Origin of the sequence: Cognatitamlana onchidii (assembly GCF_004804355.1) — a bacterium.
In the GTDB taxonomy this organism is placed as follows: domain Bacteria; phylum Bacteroidota; class Bacteroidia; order Flavobacteriales; family Flavobacteriaceae; genus Cognatitamlana; species Cognatitamlana onchidii.
Window position 1 is genome coordinate 392,119 of the sequence record NZ_SRWZ01000001.1, and the last position, 16,661, is coordinate 408,779.

A 16,661-nucleotide genomic window follows, 5' to 3' on the forward strand; every position below is an offset into this window, starting at 1 on the left:
ATTCCTTAATAAAAAAGGCTTTTCAGTTTGAAAAGCCTTTTTTATTAAACTTAGTATCTCATTTCCAATTATTCTACTAGAATTCTTTTTAGATGCTTATTACCATCAATAAGAATCTTAATAAAGTATACACCAGAGGTTACATTTAGCATGCTCACCTCCACTTGTTGCGAAGGCTTTTTCACCCGTTCCGTTTGAATAAGTCTACCAGACACATCAAATATTTCTATTTGGTCTATTGGTTGGCCATTCAAATTATTAAGTGAAAAATCACCCTTATTAGGTATTGGGTAAACCAATAACTTATTGGCATTAAAACTTGTACTTGACTTAGAAAGTATCTCGTCCACTAAAAGAGAAACATTATCTAGCATGGCCTTTGATGGCCCTGTAGAGGACTCAGGAACAAATGCTTGAAAGTTCAATGAAATAGTTTGACCAGCATAATTACTTAATTCAGTTAATATATCATTACTAAAATTTCTTTCTATTTCCCCTTCATTCGGGTCTAAACCAAACTTTAACTCATCCACTTGAAACAACTGAACACCATTTAAGTCAGTAAACCTAACTTCAAAAACCCTTTCTTGAGTTGGGTTATTAAAGGTCATTTTATAATTTACTTTAAAGTCGAATGATAGTATCGCACTTGATGAGCTCGCAATGTTAGAAGGAATTTCAATACTTTGACTGAAACTATAGGTGGTGTTAGCAGAACCATCAAAGGATGTATAAGCAGCGTATTGACCATCCTGAGGATTAATATTATTAACAATGCTACAAACGCTATTAGAGTTTTCTAACACTGAAAAATTGACACTACATCCACTAAATACATTGGGGCCACCTACAGTCCAACCCGCTGTAGAACCACATTCAAACCCACCATTTACAATTAATTCACCTTCTTCAGATTGGGACTCACAAAGTGTTGTAAAACTTATTTGACTAGTCCAGTTGCTATAACCTTCATTGTTACAATTACTTCTCAAGTAAGCATAATACAATGTACTTCCGTTTAAATTATCCAATAGAATTGAGGGCTCTAAAACTGTTGTACGGGTTCCTCCTCCAGGAGAAAATGGTCGCGAACTATATTCAATATCCCAAATAGCAACATTTTCATCTTCGTCCCATGTTAACAATGTAGAATTTTGGGTTGACGTAGCCGCTTTAAAATTGGTAGGTGTACTACATGCAAGAAGTGTTCTAAAAAGAATATACCCAACCCAATTACTATATCCATCATCACCACAATTACTTCTTAAGTATACATAATAAAAGGTGTTTGGTTCAAGGCCTTCAAGAGTAATATTATTGACCGAAGCGGTCTGAACAGTACCAATTCCGTTTCCAGGGCTAAAAAAACTGGTGTGGTATTCTAGCTCCCATTCGTTCGCATCACCATTGTCTTGCCATTCTAGCGTTGCAGAATTTTTTGTCACATCACTAGTTGTAAAACCAAAAGGAATTGTACAAGCTTCATCGGTTTGAAAGTATAAATAATTGGTCCACCTGCTATACCCATTTTCTTCTCCACAATAACTTCTTAGATAAACATAGTATGCTGTATCTGGAACCAAACCTTCCAGATTTAAGCTATTTTCTAAAGCGACTTGCGTAGTACCAATTCCATTTCCGGGTGTAAAATAACTTGTATTATATTCCACCTCCCATTCGGAGGCATTGCTATTATTTTCCCATTCAAATGTTGCCGAATTTTTCGTAACTTCATTAGCCCTAAAACTAGTTGGGACATTGCATGACACTTGTGTTTTAAAGGATAAATACCCCGTCCAATTACTATACCCATCGTCTTCCCCACAATTACTTCTTAAGTATACGTAATACCAGGTGTCGGATGCTAATCCCTCAAGACTCAAACTATTTTGTAAAACAGTTTGGGTTGTACCTATTCCATTTCCTGGAATAAAATAATCTGTATGATACTCTATATCCCATTCGGTGACATTTCCACTGTCTTGCCATTCTAATGAGGCTGTATTCTTTGTTACTTCAGTTGTTCTGAACCCAATTGGAACAGCACAAGCCACCTCTGTTCGAAATATTATATATCGTGTTGAATTACTTATACCATCTTCTTCTCCACAATTTCTTCTTAAATACGCGTAATAGGTAGTATCCGGTAATAATCCTGTAAGACTTAAAGAATTTGTTGAAGACGTTTCTACAGTTCCCAATCCTGGAGAAAAATACCCGACTTTATATTCTACTTCCCATTGCGCGTCCCCTGAAACATCATCCCAGGACAACTCCGCCGAATTCTTAGTGGCAGAATCAACTCTGAAGTTAGTTGGCGTGGGGCAAAGCTCGGTTGTTGTAAATGTAATCGGCCCTATAAATTCACTAGAGTCACCAATACCACATACAGCTCTAACATAAACATCATAAGACCGTTCAGGTAATAAACTGGTAAGTGTATATGGATTATCTGTGGTAAACACAGTTGTAGCACCAGAAACATTAAACCCTGAGAAGCCGTATTGAATTTCCCAATTGGTTTCGTCGTCTGTAGATTCCCATGAAAAATCAGCTGTTCTTCCCGTAATATTTGTAACCATTGGATTAATAGGATTACTACAGGACGGCAACTCATCAAAATTAACCTCATCAATTAAAATATCATTATACCTTCTATAAGTACTAGAGTTTAAAGTTACTTCAAACTCCAACTGCACTATATTAGAGGTTAAGTTATAATCGCTAAGGTCTACAACAAAATCGCGCCAGATGTTAGTACTACTATTCACTGTAATTATACCACTAAACACCGTTCCATTAGAATCGTATAAGGTAACTTCTAAGGTATTATATATATCGTTATAAGTATTTTTACTAAACGCTGAAAAAGTGATTGACGGACTAGACAAACTTGAGATGTCCACCCACGGAGTTTTTAGTGTATAAGGGCCATTAACAGGATTATACGAACCATCTAACCAAGCATAGTTAGAGTTGTTTAGTGTACTCCTATCCCTAACATTAGAAGCTTCGTAACCTGCATACTTATTAAATTTCCATGAGTAACCAATATTATTTTGTTTCCAACAGTCAGGCATCACATTAGTAGCTACAAAACTTTCTTTATAAGGCGCCTCTATGACGTTACAATCTGTCTTGAATTCCAAAAGACTGGACCAATTACTATACCCATCAGAGTCGCAATTCGCACGAACATATACATCATAGAGGGTATTAGCGGTCAAATTCTCTATCAATACAGTATTTGTTGTAGAAGACACCTTAGTTCCCGTACCTAATTGAAATCCAGAGCTTCCATACTCTATTTCCCATTCATTTTCATTACCTGTTCCTAGGTCCCATATCAAGCTTACTGAGTTCGTTGAAATTGTACTTACCGTGACACTTTGAGGCACAAAACAAGCTACAGGAGTTCTAACCCTGAGCGGACCGACACTATCACTATGCCCTCCTTCCGAACAATTGGCTTTAACATAAATATCATAATCTGTTTCAGGACTTAACCCCGTTAATACTGCACTGGCCTCCTCTGAAACCACAACCGTTCCTTCACCTGGAATAAAACCGATTTCTCCATATTCAATAGTCCAGCTTGATTCATTATCTACCTGGTTCCATTCTATACCAACCTGTTTGGCTTCTATGTTAGTAAACCTAAAATTCGTTGGCGCCACACAATTGGGCTTTTCTTCGCATACTACCGTAGCCTCCCATCCCGAACTTGTTACACTACTATCTGAGGTAAATACAAAAGTAAGAGCACCACTTTCATGGCTGGAAATAATAGTTCCTGGGTTTGAAGAGTACGCCCCTAAATATGGCGATTGTGTATCCGGACCATCATAGATCCTTAACCTGTCGCAGCAGGATTCTACAAGAAAACTATTAAATATGACTCTGACACGTTCATCGAGTGTTTTAGGATGAATGGTAGTTGTGGTATTTTCGCTGTTAGAATAATTTCCAGTTGGTCCTCCTGAATCGTAGAAACGATCTCCATTACAGTAATCTGGAGTTGTTTTAAAAGGTATTGGTCCAGCCCAATTGCTAAATCCATCGCCTTCTGGCTCACAATTTGACCGCACGTATAAATCATATTCAGAATTGGAAACTAGCTGATTTATCGTAATATTTTTTTCTGAAGCCTCAACAGAAGTTCCTGAACCTAGGTCAAATCCTCGACTTCCATACTGAACTTCCCACAAAGCAACATCCCCATTTAAATTATCCCATGTAACTGTTACAGAATCATTTGTAAAACTCGTTATACTTAAATCTGTTGGGGTCGAGCAAAGTTCAGTGGTAACAAATCTTAAAGGCCCTACAACTTCACTAAACCCACCAGCATCACAAACGGTTTTAATATAAACTTCATATGCTGTTAGTGGCACTAAATTTTCGATAGTGATAGATGTTGCAGACGCATCAACTAATTCTCCACTTCCTCTTTCAAACCCAGCTAGTCCGTACTCCAGCTCCCAATTAGAATCATCTCCATTCTCAGTCCATATTAAGCTAACCTCGTCTCCTTTTAAACTAGCTATTTGAAAATCTATAGGTTCAAAACAATTCGGTTTTTCTTCGCAGGTTACAGTAGCATCCCAACCACTAAAATTTAAAAAACTATTGGATGTAAAAACAAAGGTAAGCGTACCAGTATCGGTAGTCGAAACGAATTCTTGGCCTCTTAACTCAGTTCCTGTAAAGGTTCCTAGAAGTGTGGCCTCATCATTTTCACCATTGTATATTCTCAGAAAATCATTACCAAAATGGGTTTCGAAACTGTTGAATCTTACTCGAACACGTTCAGATTCTGTTTCGGGAGCTATTACAGTTGTAATATTTTCATTATCGCCGTAGTTATTATCTGGACCTCCAGAATCGTAGAAATGATCTCCACTGCAATAATCAGAATCTGTCGAAACCTCAAACGGCCCAATGTATGCACTACTACCACCTATAGAACAGTTTCCTGCAATATAAAAATCATATTCAGTACCCGACTCTAAACCCTCTACTTTTGTTTGTTTATCTTCTAACTCAATACTCGTACCAGTACCTAAAGAAAATCCTGATACTCCATACTCAACTGTCCAAGAAGATGAATTTGAAACATCATCCCAAGAAAACTCAATACTATTAATTTCTGTACTTAACAATAAAAAGTCTGACGGAGAACCACATGCTGTTGAAAAATTATAAACAGTTGAAAAACTTGAAGTTCCACATGGATTTATAAATTGTACTCTCCAATAGTATAACTGATTATTTTCTAAATTTGATGGTACAAATAATGCATCTTGGACTGTTGCTTCCTCAATAATATTGTCAAAGCTATCGTCTGTCGCTATCTCAATAAGATAGGAAATGGAGTCTTCTCTGGCATCCCAAGTTAATTCAAGATCCAATGCTTGCGTATCTGAATCGTTTAAAGGTTGCACTAAGTTTGGAACCTCCTCGATAGCATCAAAAACCGTGAAATCCAACAACACACTCTTCTCTATACCAGATTCGGACAAACCACTAACATTAAAACTATAATCTCCTATTTCTAAATTTTCTAATCCACTAAGTGTAACAAAAAAAGAGGTGCCTTCAAGGTCACTACCACTAAAAGACTCTTGAGAAAATGTAGCAGTGGTTCCTTCAGGCAAGTTGGATGCGGACACGTTGACCTCTTCTTCAAAGGATAAAAAGGTTTTATATTTTAAATTAAGCACAGCAGATTCAGAACTACATACATCAACATGAGGCTCATCAGATAAAATAGCATACTCCGATTTTACAATTGTGAATGGATTCTGATTGACGGCAAAGAACACGTTATCATGCCCCTTAATCATTATTCTAGCATTAGCAGTGGCCTCCACATCAGGTAAGTTAAAAGTTTGGCTACCGTCATTATCTGTAACAATCAGGCTATAAGGGAAATTTTGCCCGCCATCAATTGAGAGTAAAATTTCAACCTGACTTGTATTTATGGGTGCTTCATTTGTACCCGCAACGTCCCAATTTACAGTCACTAATTCACCAACTGTCCATACTTCGGAATTACCATTTTGTGATGTCACTGCAAATGGTCCTGCATCACCAGAAACATCAATATATACCGCATCTGAAACCACCTGACCTCCATTTACATGATTATCCCTTACGGTCATTACGAAATTTAATCTTCTTGACACCGAGGGCAATACTTCCCATGTGGGCGTTAAATTATTAGACAAAACATCCCCTAAATCTGGAAAATATCTTTTACTTGTTGCCGCGGGAGGTAAAGACCTAAACATCGGGCCAACCAAATTCGTTGGCTGAGGAGTTGAAGTACTTACAGGGTCTTGCGGGTCATTCTGTTCCCAACAAAAGCTTAAAGATTCGTTGCCATCAGAATCTGTAGCGCTTCCTTCCAATACAAAAGCCGTACTCTTTGGGATTACATAGTTGCTTGCTGGTGTGACCACAGGCGCTGTATTATTGGTTGGAATCAATTCTGCACAACTCGAGTTGTTAATTGTCCAATTTGCCACATCGCGAATACTTGTATAATTGAAATAATCATCTGCCCCAGACTGCACATTAGGAGGGCAAATACCTGCATAACTCATTATCGTTGTTCCACTACCTGGTTCAACCTCACTATTATTTCCGCTTCTGCAATTACGACTACTCTGTGTGTGAAATGCCCCAAATTGATGACCAAACTCATGGGCAGCTAACAAATTCATGTCATCCTGATCAGGATTTCCATGAACACTGTAAGCTTGACCTTTAGCAGTATCTGTACACACACAGGCAATACATCCCGCATTACCATATTTTCTATTTGCTTCCTGATGAAATAAGTGCCCTACATCATAATCATTATTTGTAATATTATTGGCTAAAGTATTTACTAATTGACTTCTCAAACTACTTCCTGTAGTGTAGGGATCTGTTGCTGGATTTAAAAAAATTAGTAAATCAGTATTTGGAATAAGCTGCATTGAAATCCCAAAGTCTCGTTCGAAAATACCATTCAAACGATTTACAGATCCAACCATAGCTTGTAAAACCTTTGTCTTTCTTTCATCATCATCCGCCTCCGTGCCATCAAGAAATACCTGAGAGTAATCTCCACTAACAGAGAGGGCTAAACGATACCTCCTTAAATTTCCGTCATTAACGTCTCTATCAAACACGCCTTGTTTTGATAGTCCTTTTTCAAGATAGTCTTCTGTTTCACATAAAAACGCTGTATTCCCCTCTTGAGAGGAAGTTATTCTAAACTCATAAAGAGAATTAGTTAACGGTTTCACCTCTGTCTTTTCGTAAGTCTTGCTCTCAAAAACACCTCTAAACCCGACTCTTGGAGAATACGTAAAAGCTATTATTTTATTCGATGCACCTACAGACACCCCCCTGTAACTCTTTAATTCAGGGAATTTGGCTTCTAATTCAGGGTGCATCACTTTTGTTTCATACACTTTAAATGCAATGCTTTCTCCATTCTCTTCTGGAAATAATAGCACCGCTGGATTTGTAGTTGTAACGGCATTCAACTGGAGCCTAAAATCATCAACTCTTAAACTATAAACTGAAGCATCATTACCAGACTTATTTAGAACGATTTTGCTGGAGTTACTTGCTTTTTCCCATATCGTTTGGGAAAAAGAATTGGAGTATATAAACAATAACAAACAAAACAAACTAAGTTTTTTGCAACACTTCTTTGTTACGTTCTTCATAGGTTAAGTATTAAATTAGTAAAATGATAGTTAGTTCTTAAGTGCATTAAAATATGACGACCCTAAAGTAGTATAAAATTAAGTTAATTCTGACTTTTTAAAAATTAAAACGTTTAAGAGCTTATATTTAAGTTATAACACTAACTATGGTAATTCTTGTAACTAAGAGGGAAACTAAGTGACTCTAATTAGCAAATAAAATGATAGTACTACCAAATCTTAAACAGAAAAGCATCTTTTATATTAGTTTTACTTTGCGGTGTAACTACACCTAATATTCAATATAAATACCAAAAAATTAGCACATTAGATAAAGCCCTTAGGATGAGCATAATAGTTAACACAAATTGTAATACTGGGAGGCATATTTTTATAACAAAAAGAACAAGATAGTAAGACTAAAAAACAGGTTACATCTGGCGAGGAGACTCTCAAAAATCTTTATATAGTTTTTGGAGGGGAAATAATGGTTAAATTTCCATTGAGTAAGGAAAACTACAAGAATCGTGGTTCCATTTTCGCACTAAAAGAAAAACAACATAGTTTGAAAAATAAAAGACTAGATTAAACTAATCTCTTCTTTCCTTTTTAAGGGATATTTAAATACTTATGCGTTTGCAGTGACACCTTCCACTTGGGGTTTGCCATAACATAATCCACTATTAGGGGAACCACTTTGTCTCTTTTACTCCATTCTGGTTGTAAGTATAAAATACAATCTTTATTCACTTTAGCGGCCTGCTCCTCTGCAAAACGAAAATCATCTTTATTGTATATTATCATTTTTAGTTCATTCGCCTTATCGTAAATTTCATTTGTAGGTAACTTCATTTTTTTTGGCGACAAACATATCCAGTCCCAAACACCAGTTAAATTATAGGCTCCAGAAGTTTCAATATGAACTTGCATACCATTAGATTTTAAACCCTTCGTCAATTGGGTCATATCCCAAGTTAGAGGCTCTCCACCAGTTACAACAATAGTATCGCTATACTTTTTAGCATTATCTATAATTTTTGATGTCTCGGTAGGCGGATGTATTTCCGCATTCCAACTCTCCTTAACATCACACCAATGGCACCCAACATCACACCCACCAATGCGCACAAAATATGCTGCTGTTCCTTTATGATATCCCTCACCTTGAATGGTATAAAATTCTTCCATTAGAGGCAGCATCTCTCCCTTATCTACTAACGCTTGTACATTATTTTTCATCGTTGGCAAAGATAGTTGTTTGTAAACTAATTGTTCAAAGTTTTATTTGCCTTCTTCATTTGAATTAAGCTAGAATAGTTATTTTTATCAAAATTTAATAAGCATGAGCAAAAAGGAAACTTTTTTCAACTACATAAAAGAAGGAAACCATACAAAAGGAGATTTTATTCCGATTGGGGCAGCCATGTTAGATGGAGAAACAATAACTGGAGCTCATGTAAAAATTCCTTTAAAAACCATGAATCGTCATGGCTTAATTGCTGGTGCCACAGGAACAGGAAAAACTAAATCTTTACAGGTCCTCGCCGAAAATTTAAGTGAAAAAGGCATCCCCGTGCTGCTTATGGATATTAAAGGAGATTTAAGTGGCATTGCCCAGCCAAGTCCAGGACATCCAAAAATTGACGAACGCCATGATAAAATCGGGTTACCTTTTGAAGCCAAATCATTTCCTGTTGAAATTTTAACTCTTTCTGAACAAAACGGGGCTAGATTGCGAGCTACCATTAGTGAATTTGGACCTGTGCTGCTATCAAGAATTTTGGACTTAACAGAAACGCAATCAGGCATTGTTGCTGTTATATTTCAATATTGTGATGACAACAAGTTACCGCTGCTGGATTTAAAAGATTTTAAAAAAATTCTACAGTATACCACCCAAGAAGGCAAGAAAGAGTTTACCGAAGCCTATGGACGTATTTCTACCGCTTCGACAGGCGCCATCCTAAGAAAAATAGTTGAGCTTGAACAACAAGGGGCCGATTTATTTTTTGGAGAAACTTCTTTCGACACCCAAGATCTACTGAGGATTGACAATAGCGGCCGTGGATACATCAACATAATAAGACTTACGGATATTCAAGATAGACCAAAGCTTTTCTCTACGTTTATGTTAAGTTTATTGGCCGAAATATATTCTACATTTCCAGAACAGGGAGATAGTGATAGACCAGAGCTTATCATGTTTATTGATGAAGCCCATCTAATTTTTGATGAAGCCTCAAAAGCTCTATTAAGTCAGATTGAAAGTATCGTAAAACTTATAAGAAGCAAAGGTGTTGGACTATATTTTGTGACACAAAACCCAGCAGATGTTCCAGAAGAAGTATTAGGTCAATTGGGTTTAAAAATACAACATGCCCTAAGAGCATTTACAGCTAAAGACAGAAAAGCCATTAAATTAACAGCTCAAAACTATCCAGATTCAGATTATTATGACACCGAAGAGGTTTTAACGTCTTTAGGCATAGGGGAGGCTTTGGTTTCTGCTCTTGACGAAAAAGGCAGACCAACTCCTTTGGCTGCTACCATGATGCGTGCCCCCATGAGTAGAATGGATGTGTTAACAGAAACTGAATTAGAAAAACTACTTTCTCAATCGAAATTAGTAAAAAAGTATAATGAAACAATTGACAGAGAAAGTGCCTACGAATTACTTAACGAAAAAATAAAAGAAGCCGAAGCGGAAGAAGCCCAAGAAAAAGCAAAAAAAGAGCAAGAAGCCCTTAAAAAAGCTGAATCAAAAAGAAAATCTTCGTCTCGAAGACGATCAAGCACGCGAATGAACCCGATTGTTAAAGTACTTACAAGTGCTACGTTTATTCGAAGCGTATTTGGCATTTTAACGAAGGTAATGAAGAAGTAACTATATTAAATCTAACCCCAAAAAAACATATTTTATGCATCGATTAATTTTAGGCTCATTAGCCCTAACACTTTTAATATCAAGCTGCAATGAGACTCAGAATCCGTTTGAAATATCCAAGCAACATATAGGACTATTAACAGATTCTACACAGGTTAAAGACCTTGAAAGCATTTACCCTAATGATTCTATAGTAAGGTTTATTGGAGGCGATGAGTTTATTGGTAACATAAATAATATTGAAGTTTTTGAAAAAGGAGGTAAACAACTCCTAACACTAACTCCTAAATATGCCTTAGACTCAACATCTGTAATTAGTAGTATTAGAATTTTAGACGACCGTTATAAAACAGATAAAAACATATCTGCCATTAGTACATTCAAAGACATTCAAAACCAATATAAAATATCAAGAATTAGCAATTTAATTAACTCTGTTGTTGTTGCTGTTGATGATATTAACGCTAGTTTTACCATAGATAAAAAAGAGCTTCCTGCAAACTTAAGGTTCGATATGGATTTAAAATTTGAGTCAACACATATCCCTGATGACGCCAAAGTGAAGTACTTTTTTGTTAATTGGAACAACTAATTATGCTTAAGCCATGAATCCAATCTTATCAAAGCTACTTGTTGACATTGCTAAAAGGAAGTTAGAAAAAAAGCAAGTTAATAAGCCTGTTAGTCAAAAACAAATAGTGCCTTTGGTAAGAAACTACCAAGTAGAGTTAGTGCATGCTGTTAAAGAATACATATATATTCTTATAGGTGTGTTTTCTGCAGGTTTCGGATTAAAAGGATTCTTACTACCCAATAGCTTTATTGATGGAGGCGCTACTGGAATATCGCTTCTTTTAGAAAATATTACCGCACTAAATCTTGGTGTTTTATTAGTAATTGTAAACCTACCATTTATCATTTTAGCCTCAAGAACTATTGGAAAAAAATTCGCCATAAAAAGCATTGTAGCCATTTCGTTATTAGCGCTAGTTGTTCATTTTATCCATTATCCAACCGTAACTGATGACAAATTATTGATTGCTGTTTTTGGCGGCTTTTTTTTAGGCTTAGGTATTGGAATGTCCATGAGAGGAGGCAGTGTCATTGACGGGACAGAAGTCTTGGCTATTTTCCTCGGGAGAAAACTATCACTTACTATAGGAGATGTCTTGCTACTCATAAATATTCTAATATTTTCTGCAGGCGCTTATATTTTATCAATAGAAACAGCGCTATACGCTATGTTAACTTATTTGGCTGCAGGTAAAACAGTTGATTTTGTGGTAGATGGTGTTGAGGAGTATGTAGGAGTCACCATTATTTCTAACAAACATGCAGAACTAAAAATAATGCTAACACAAAAGTTAAGAAGGGCATGTACTATTTATGCAGGAAAAGGCGGATATGGCACCAGTGGAGAAAGTGTAAAAAAAGATATTATATATACCGTTGTTACGCGTTTAGAGCTTGCTAAGCTTCAAACAGAAATAGACAAAATAGACCGAAATGCTTTTATAATAATGGGCATCGTTAAGGATTTGAGAGGGGGAATGATTAAGAAAAAACCTTTAAAAGATCAGCATTAAAGGCATAGAATTTAAAAAATGACTAAAAAGTATACCATTCAAGATAAGCCATTTATAGTTCCGACTAATGATGGCAAAGTAATAAAAGAACATTTTGGAAATGCTACCGATGGTAATTCTAACATCAGCATTGCATATATGACAGCCCCTTCTGGCTGGAGTGAACCTTTTCAATCCCCCGAGTTTGATGAGTATACCATTGTTCTAAAGGGGAAAAAACAGTTTATTATTGAAGGAGAACGTATTGTATTAAGTGCAGGGCAGTCTATTAAAATAGAAAAAAATACTAGAGTACAGTATTCAAACCCCTTTACTGAGCCATGCGAATATATAGCCATTTGCATGCCTGCTTTTTCTATAAACCTAGTTAATAGAGAAGATTAATGAATCCTTTTACCCTTAAACTTATAGGGCATACGATAAATCTTTTAAGTTATTTATCTCCAGTCAACGCAGCCAAAATCGCTGTTAAAATTTTCTCAACACCTAGGAATGCAAATCTGGACGACGAAGCTAAGTGCTTTTTAGACCAAGCGCATCAAGAAAATCTTAGCTACGGCGGTTTTAGTATTATAACCTATCATTGGGCAAATAAAGGGAAAACAGTCCTTTTAGCACATGGCTGGGATAGTAATTCTTTTAGATGGAAAGACCTCATCAATCTGTTAATTCAAAACAATTTCAATATAATTTCTATTGATGCCCCTGCGCATGGCGCTTCAGGAAACAAGATATTTAATGCGCCTTTATATGCGGAATGCCTTAATGTGGCCATAAAAAAATATGCACCTTCAGTTCTAATTGGTCATTCAGTGGGTGGTACTGCAAGTGCCATTGCGCTAACTAATTACAAGGATATACACATTGATAAATTGGTATTATTAGGAGCACCATCTAATCTGGCTATTTCGGTTGGAAACTATGTAAAGATGATGAAATACAATAAAAGAGTATCTAAAGCAATTAACCGCTATTACCAAAAGCACTTTGGGCGTTTGCCCGAATTTTATTGTGTTGAAAACTTTTTTTCTAGTCTTGAACCTAAAGGGCTTATTATTCATGACAGAAGAGACAATATTATTTCTTACAAAGAAGCTCTAGACATTCATCGCGCCTATAAAAACTCTAAATTGATAAAGACCATCGGTTTGGGGCACCGCCTTAAATCAGACAAAGTTTATCGCCACATATTAGATTTTATAACCACTTAACTTTTGTATTTTTGATAGATGGAAGAACCGCAGTTAAAACGCATCAATAAATTTTTAAGCGAGGTTGGGTATTGCTCAAGACGTGAGGCCGATAAACTTATTGAAGCAGGCAGAGTCTCTATAAATGGGAATATTCCTGAAAAAGGCACTAAAATAGGGCCTAATGACCTTGTTGCTGTTGATGGAGAAATAATAAAAAACACTAAAGAGGACTTTGTTTATTTAGCTTTTAACAAACCCGTAGGTATTGTTTGTACCACTGACACTTCAGTAGAAAAGAATAATATTATTGACTTTATTAACTATTCTAAACGCATTTTTCCTATTGGCCGACTAGACAAGCCTAGCGAAGGCCTTATTCTACTTACAGACGATGGAGATATAGTTAATAAAATTCTAAGAGCCAGTAATAATCACGAAAAAGAATACATCGTGACGGTCGATAAACCCATCTCGCAAACCTTTATAGAACGTATGGCTGGAGGCATTTACCTTGAGGATCTTAGTAAGCGTACCAAAAAATGCAAAGTCGAAAAACTAGGGACTTATAAATTTAAAATTATACTTACCCAGGGTTTAAACCGTCAAATTCGTAGAATGTGTTCTTACCTTAATTACGAGGTTCAAACGTTAAAACGGGTTAGAATAATGAATATAAAACTGGATATCCCCGAAGGTAAATATCGCGAATTAACTCAAGAAGAATTTACAGAACTTCGTCATTTAATTAGCAATTCTACAAAAACGTTCGAAGCTTCAAAACTCAAAAAAGGAAGAAGATAGTTCATAAAAGTATCCAGATTAATACCACCTTCTTTTAGAAAAAAATTAGATTCGTGGGAATTAAATTTTTTATTCAATTTTTAGACTATTTCTGTTAGCCATGTCTTTCTCTTGCTAATAGTGTGTTTTTAAGAAGCATAGCAATGGTCATTGGCCCTACTCCACCAGGAACTGGTGTAATATAACTTGCTTTTTTGCTAACGCTTTCAAACTCTACATCGCCCGCTAACCTATAACCATTTTTCTTAGTAGCATCGGGTACACGTGTTATGCCCACATCTATAACCACCACATCTTCTTTAACCATATCTCCTGTTAAAAACTCAGAAATTCCAATAGCCGCAACAATAATATCGGCTTGTTTGGTAATCTCAGGCAGGTTTTTAGTTCGACTATGCACCACAGTCACCGTGGCATCTCCTGCAGAACGTTTTTGACTCATTAAAATACTCATAGGACGACCAACAATATGGCTTCTCCCCATAACAACAACATTCTTACCAGAGGTTTCTACTTGGTATCTTTCTAATAATTCAAGGATACCATATGGCGTAGCAGGCAAAAATGTAGGTAAATCTAAAGCCATTTTACCAACATTTACAGGATGAAACCCATCAACGTCTTTATCAGGGTCTACAGCCATTAATACCTTTTGCTCATCTATCTGATCAGGCAAGGGTAACTGAACAATAAATCCATCGATATCGTCATCTGTATTTAAATCGTTAATTTTTTCTAACAGTTCTTCTTCTGTTGTGTATTCAGGAAGTTCAATAAGCGTTGAATTAAACCCAATCCGCTCACATGCTTTTACTTTTGCGTTAACATAGGTCATACTTGCGCCATCGGACCCCACCAAGACAGCGGCTAAATGTGGAACTTTTTGGCCTTTCGAAACCATAGATTTTACATGATCTGCAATTTCTTCTTTAATATCGTTGCTTACTTTTTTACCGTCTAAAATTGTCATACTATAGTAACTTTCAGCTATTGGTTAACAGCCACCTGTCTTAAATTTTTAGTTTTAATTCCTATATTATAGATTAACGCATATTTTGCATCATTTGCATCATCTTTTTGCCACCACCACCTTGCATCATTTTCATCATTTTACTCATTTGATTAAACTGCTTTAAAAGCTGATTAACTTCTTGAACAGAGGTTCCAGAACCTTTTGCGACACGCTTTTTTCTACTAGCGTTAAGAACTGATGGGTTGGCTCGTTCTTTAGGAGTCATAGAGTGTATGATGGCTTCAATACCTTTAAATGCATCGTCATCAATATCAACATCCTTCAGCATCTTACCTGCACCAGGAATCATGCCCATGAGGTCTTTCATATTCCCCATCTTTTTGATCTGTTGAATCTGCTTTAAGAAATCGTCAAAACCAAATTGATTTTTCGCTATTTTTTTCTGAAGCTTTCTAGCCTCTTGTTCATCGAACTGTTCTTGCGCACGCTCCACTAAAGACACCACATCCCCCATACCAAGAATACGATCTGCCATACGAGATGGATAGAACACATCGATAGCTTCCATTTTTTCGCCAGTACCAATAAACTTGATGGGCTTATTAACAACAGATTTAATTGAAATTGCGGCACCACCACGTGTATCACCATCTAATTTTGTAAGGATAACACCATCAAAATTCAAAACATCGTTAAAGGCTTTTGCCGTATTAACGGCATCCTGACCAGTCATGGAGTCAACTACAAATAATGTTTCCTGTGGTTGAATAGCCTTATGAATATTTGATATCTCTGTCATCATAGCCTCATCAACAGCTAAGCGACCTGCGGTATCTATAATAACAACATTATGTCCATTTGCTTTTGCATGTGCTATGGCTGCCTGAGAAATAGCAACTGGGTCGTTATTTCCTTTATCACTAAAAACCTCAACGCCTATTTGGTCTCCAACCACATGTAATTGATCGATAGCTGCCGGGCGATACACATCGCAAGCAACCAACAGAGGCTTCTTTGTTTTCTTATTTTTTAAGTAATTGGCAAGTTTACCAGAAAACGTTGTTTTACCAGATCCTTGTAAACCCGACATTAAAATAACACTTGGTGTTCCTGAAAGATTTATCCCTTCAGCATCGCCTCCCATTAATTGCGTTAATTCATCTTTAACAATCTTAACCATTAATTGCCCCGGCTGAAGTGTTGTTAGTACATTCTGACCAAGTGCCTTTTCTTTAACAGTTTGAGTAAATTGTTTTGCGATTTTAAAATTAACGTCGGCATCTAATAGAGCACGTCTAACTTCTTTTAAAGTTTCAGCTACATTTACTTCGGTAATACTACCATGTCCTTTTAGAACGTGTAATGCCTTATCTAATTTATCACTTAAATTATTAAACATAATAAGTTATTCAAAATTTTAGGAATGCAAATTTAATGATTTGCTTGCTATTATAGAAGCATCATCAAGTAAAAGTAAACACAAAAAAGGGCTGTCAATTAAAATTGACAGCCCTTATA

10 protein-coding genes are annotated in these 16,661 nt (G+C 36.3%); 6 read left to right on the top strand and 4 right to left on the bottom strand.

The genetic code is table 11. From position 1 onward, the window contains the following. Nucleotides 1–68: 68 nt before the first annotated feature. Both E5D58_RS01865 and E5D58_RS01870 read right to left on the bottom strand, forming a co-directional pair. Nucleotides 69–7,727, bottom strand: coding sequence for a fibronectin type III domain-containing protein (locus E5D58_RS01865; protein WP_136480126.1), 7,659 nt, complete (start codon nucleotides 7,725–7,727; stop codon nucleotides 69–71). 588 nt (nucleotides 7,728–8,315) lie between these two features. Continuing rightward, nucleotides 8,316–8,945, bottom strand: coding sequence for a 7-carboxy-7-deazaguanine synthase QueE (locus E5D58_RS01870; protein ID WP_136480127.1), 630 nt, complete (start codon nucleotides 8,943–8,945; stop codon nucleotides 8,316–8,318). 103 nt (nucleotides 8,946–9,048) lie between these two features. Here E5D58_RS01870 and E5D58_RS01875 point away from each other — a divergent pair, with 103 nt between their 5' ends. From E5D58_RS01875 to E5D58_RS01900, 6 genes are read left to right on the top strand one after another with little or no spacing between them, the layout of a single operon-like run. Next, entirely contained in the window at nucleotides 9,049–10,590 is a 1,542-nt protein-coding gene (locus E5D58_RS01875) for a helicase HerA-like domain-containing protein (RefSeq protein WP_136480128.1), read from the top strand. Between the two features lie 34 nt (nucleotides 10,591–10,624). Beyond that, nucleotides 10,625–11,182: a hypothetical protein gene (locus tag E5D58_RS01880; RefSeq protein WP_136480129.1), complete on the top strand. Its 558-nt coding sequence runs from the start codon at nucleotides 10,625–10,627 to the stop codon at nucleotides 11,180–11,182. Nucleotides 11,183–11,195: 13 nt separating this feature from the next. Continuing rightward, nucleotides 11,196–12,176, top strand: a complete 981-nt coding sequence (locus tag E5D58_RS01885; protein ID WP_136480130.1) for a YitT family protein — start codon at nucleotides 11,196–11,198, stop codon at nucleotides 12,174–12,176. A gap of 18 nt (nucleotides 12,177–12,194) precedes the next feature. Next, entirely contained in the window at nucleotides 12,195–12,560 is a 366-nt protein-coding gene (locus E5D58_RS01890; RefSeq protein ID WP_136480131.1) for a cupin domain-containing protein, read from the top strand. After that, nucleotides 12,560–13,387, top strand: a complete 828-nt coding sequence (locus tag E5D58_RS01895; RefSeq protein WP_136480132.1) for an alpha/beta hydrolase — start codon at nucleotides 12,560–12,562, stop codon at nucleotides 13,385–13,387. The genes E5D58_RS01890 and E5D58_RS01895 overlap by 1 nt, the downstream gene beginning before the upstream one ends. A gap of 18 nt (nucleotides 13,388–13,405) precedes the next feature. Then, nucleotides 13,406–14,170, top strand: coding sequence for a pseudouridine synthase (locus tag E5D58_RS01900; protein ID WP_136480133.1), 765 nt, complete (start codon nucleotides 13,406–13,408; stop codon nucleotides 14,168–14,170). Nucleotides 14,171–14,264: 94 nt separating this feature from the next. On the opposite strand, the gene folD is transcribed toward E5D58_RS01900, so the two are convergent. Together folD and ffh are read right to left on the bottom strand one after the other, a co-directional pair. Then, complete coding sequence (gene folD, locus E5D58_RS01905) at nucleotides 14,265–15,140, bottom strand: bifunctional methylenetetrahydrofolate dehydrogenase/methenyltetrahydrofolate cyclohydrolase FolD (RefSeq protein WP_136480134.1); 876 nt, start codon at nucleotides 15,138–15,140, stop codon at nucleotides 14,265–14,267. 73 nt (nucleotides 15,141–15,213) lie between these two features. Next, nucleotides 15,214–16,542: a signal recognition particle protein gene (gene ffh / locus E5D58_RS01910; protein WP_136480135.1), complete on the bottom strand. Its 1,329-nt coding sequence runs from the start codon at nucleotides 16,540–16,542 to the stop codon at nucleotides 15,214–15,216. Between the last annotated feature and the right edge of the window lie 119 nt (nucleotides 16,543–16,661).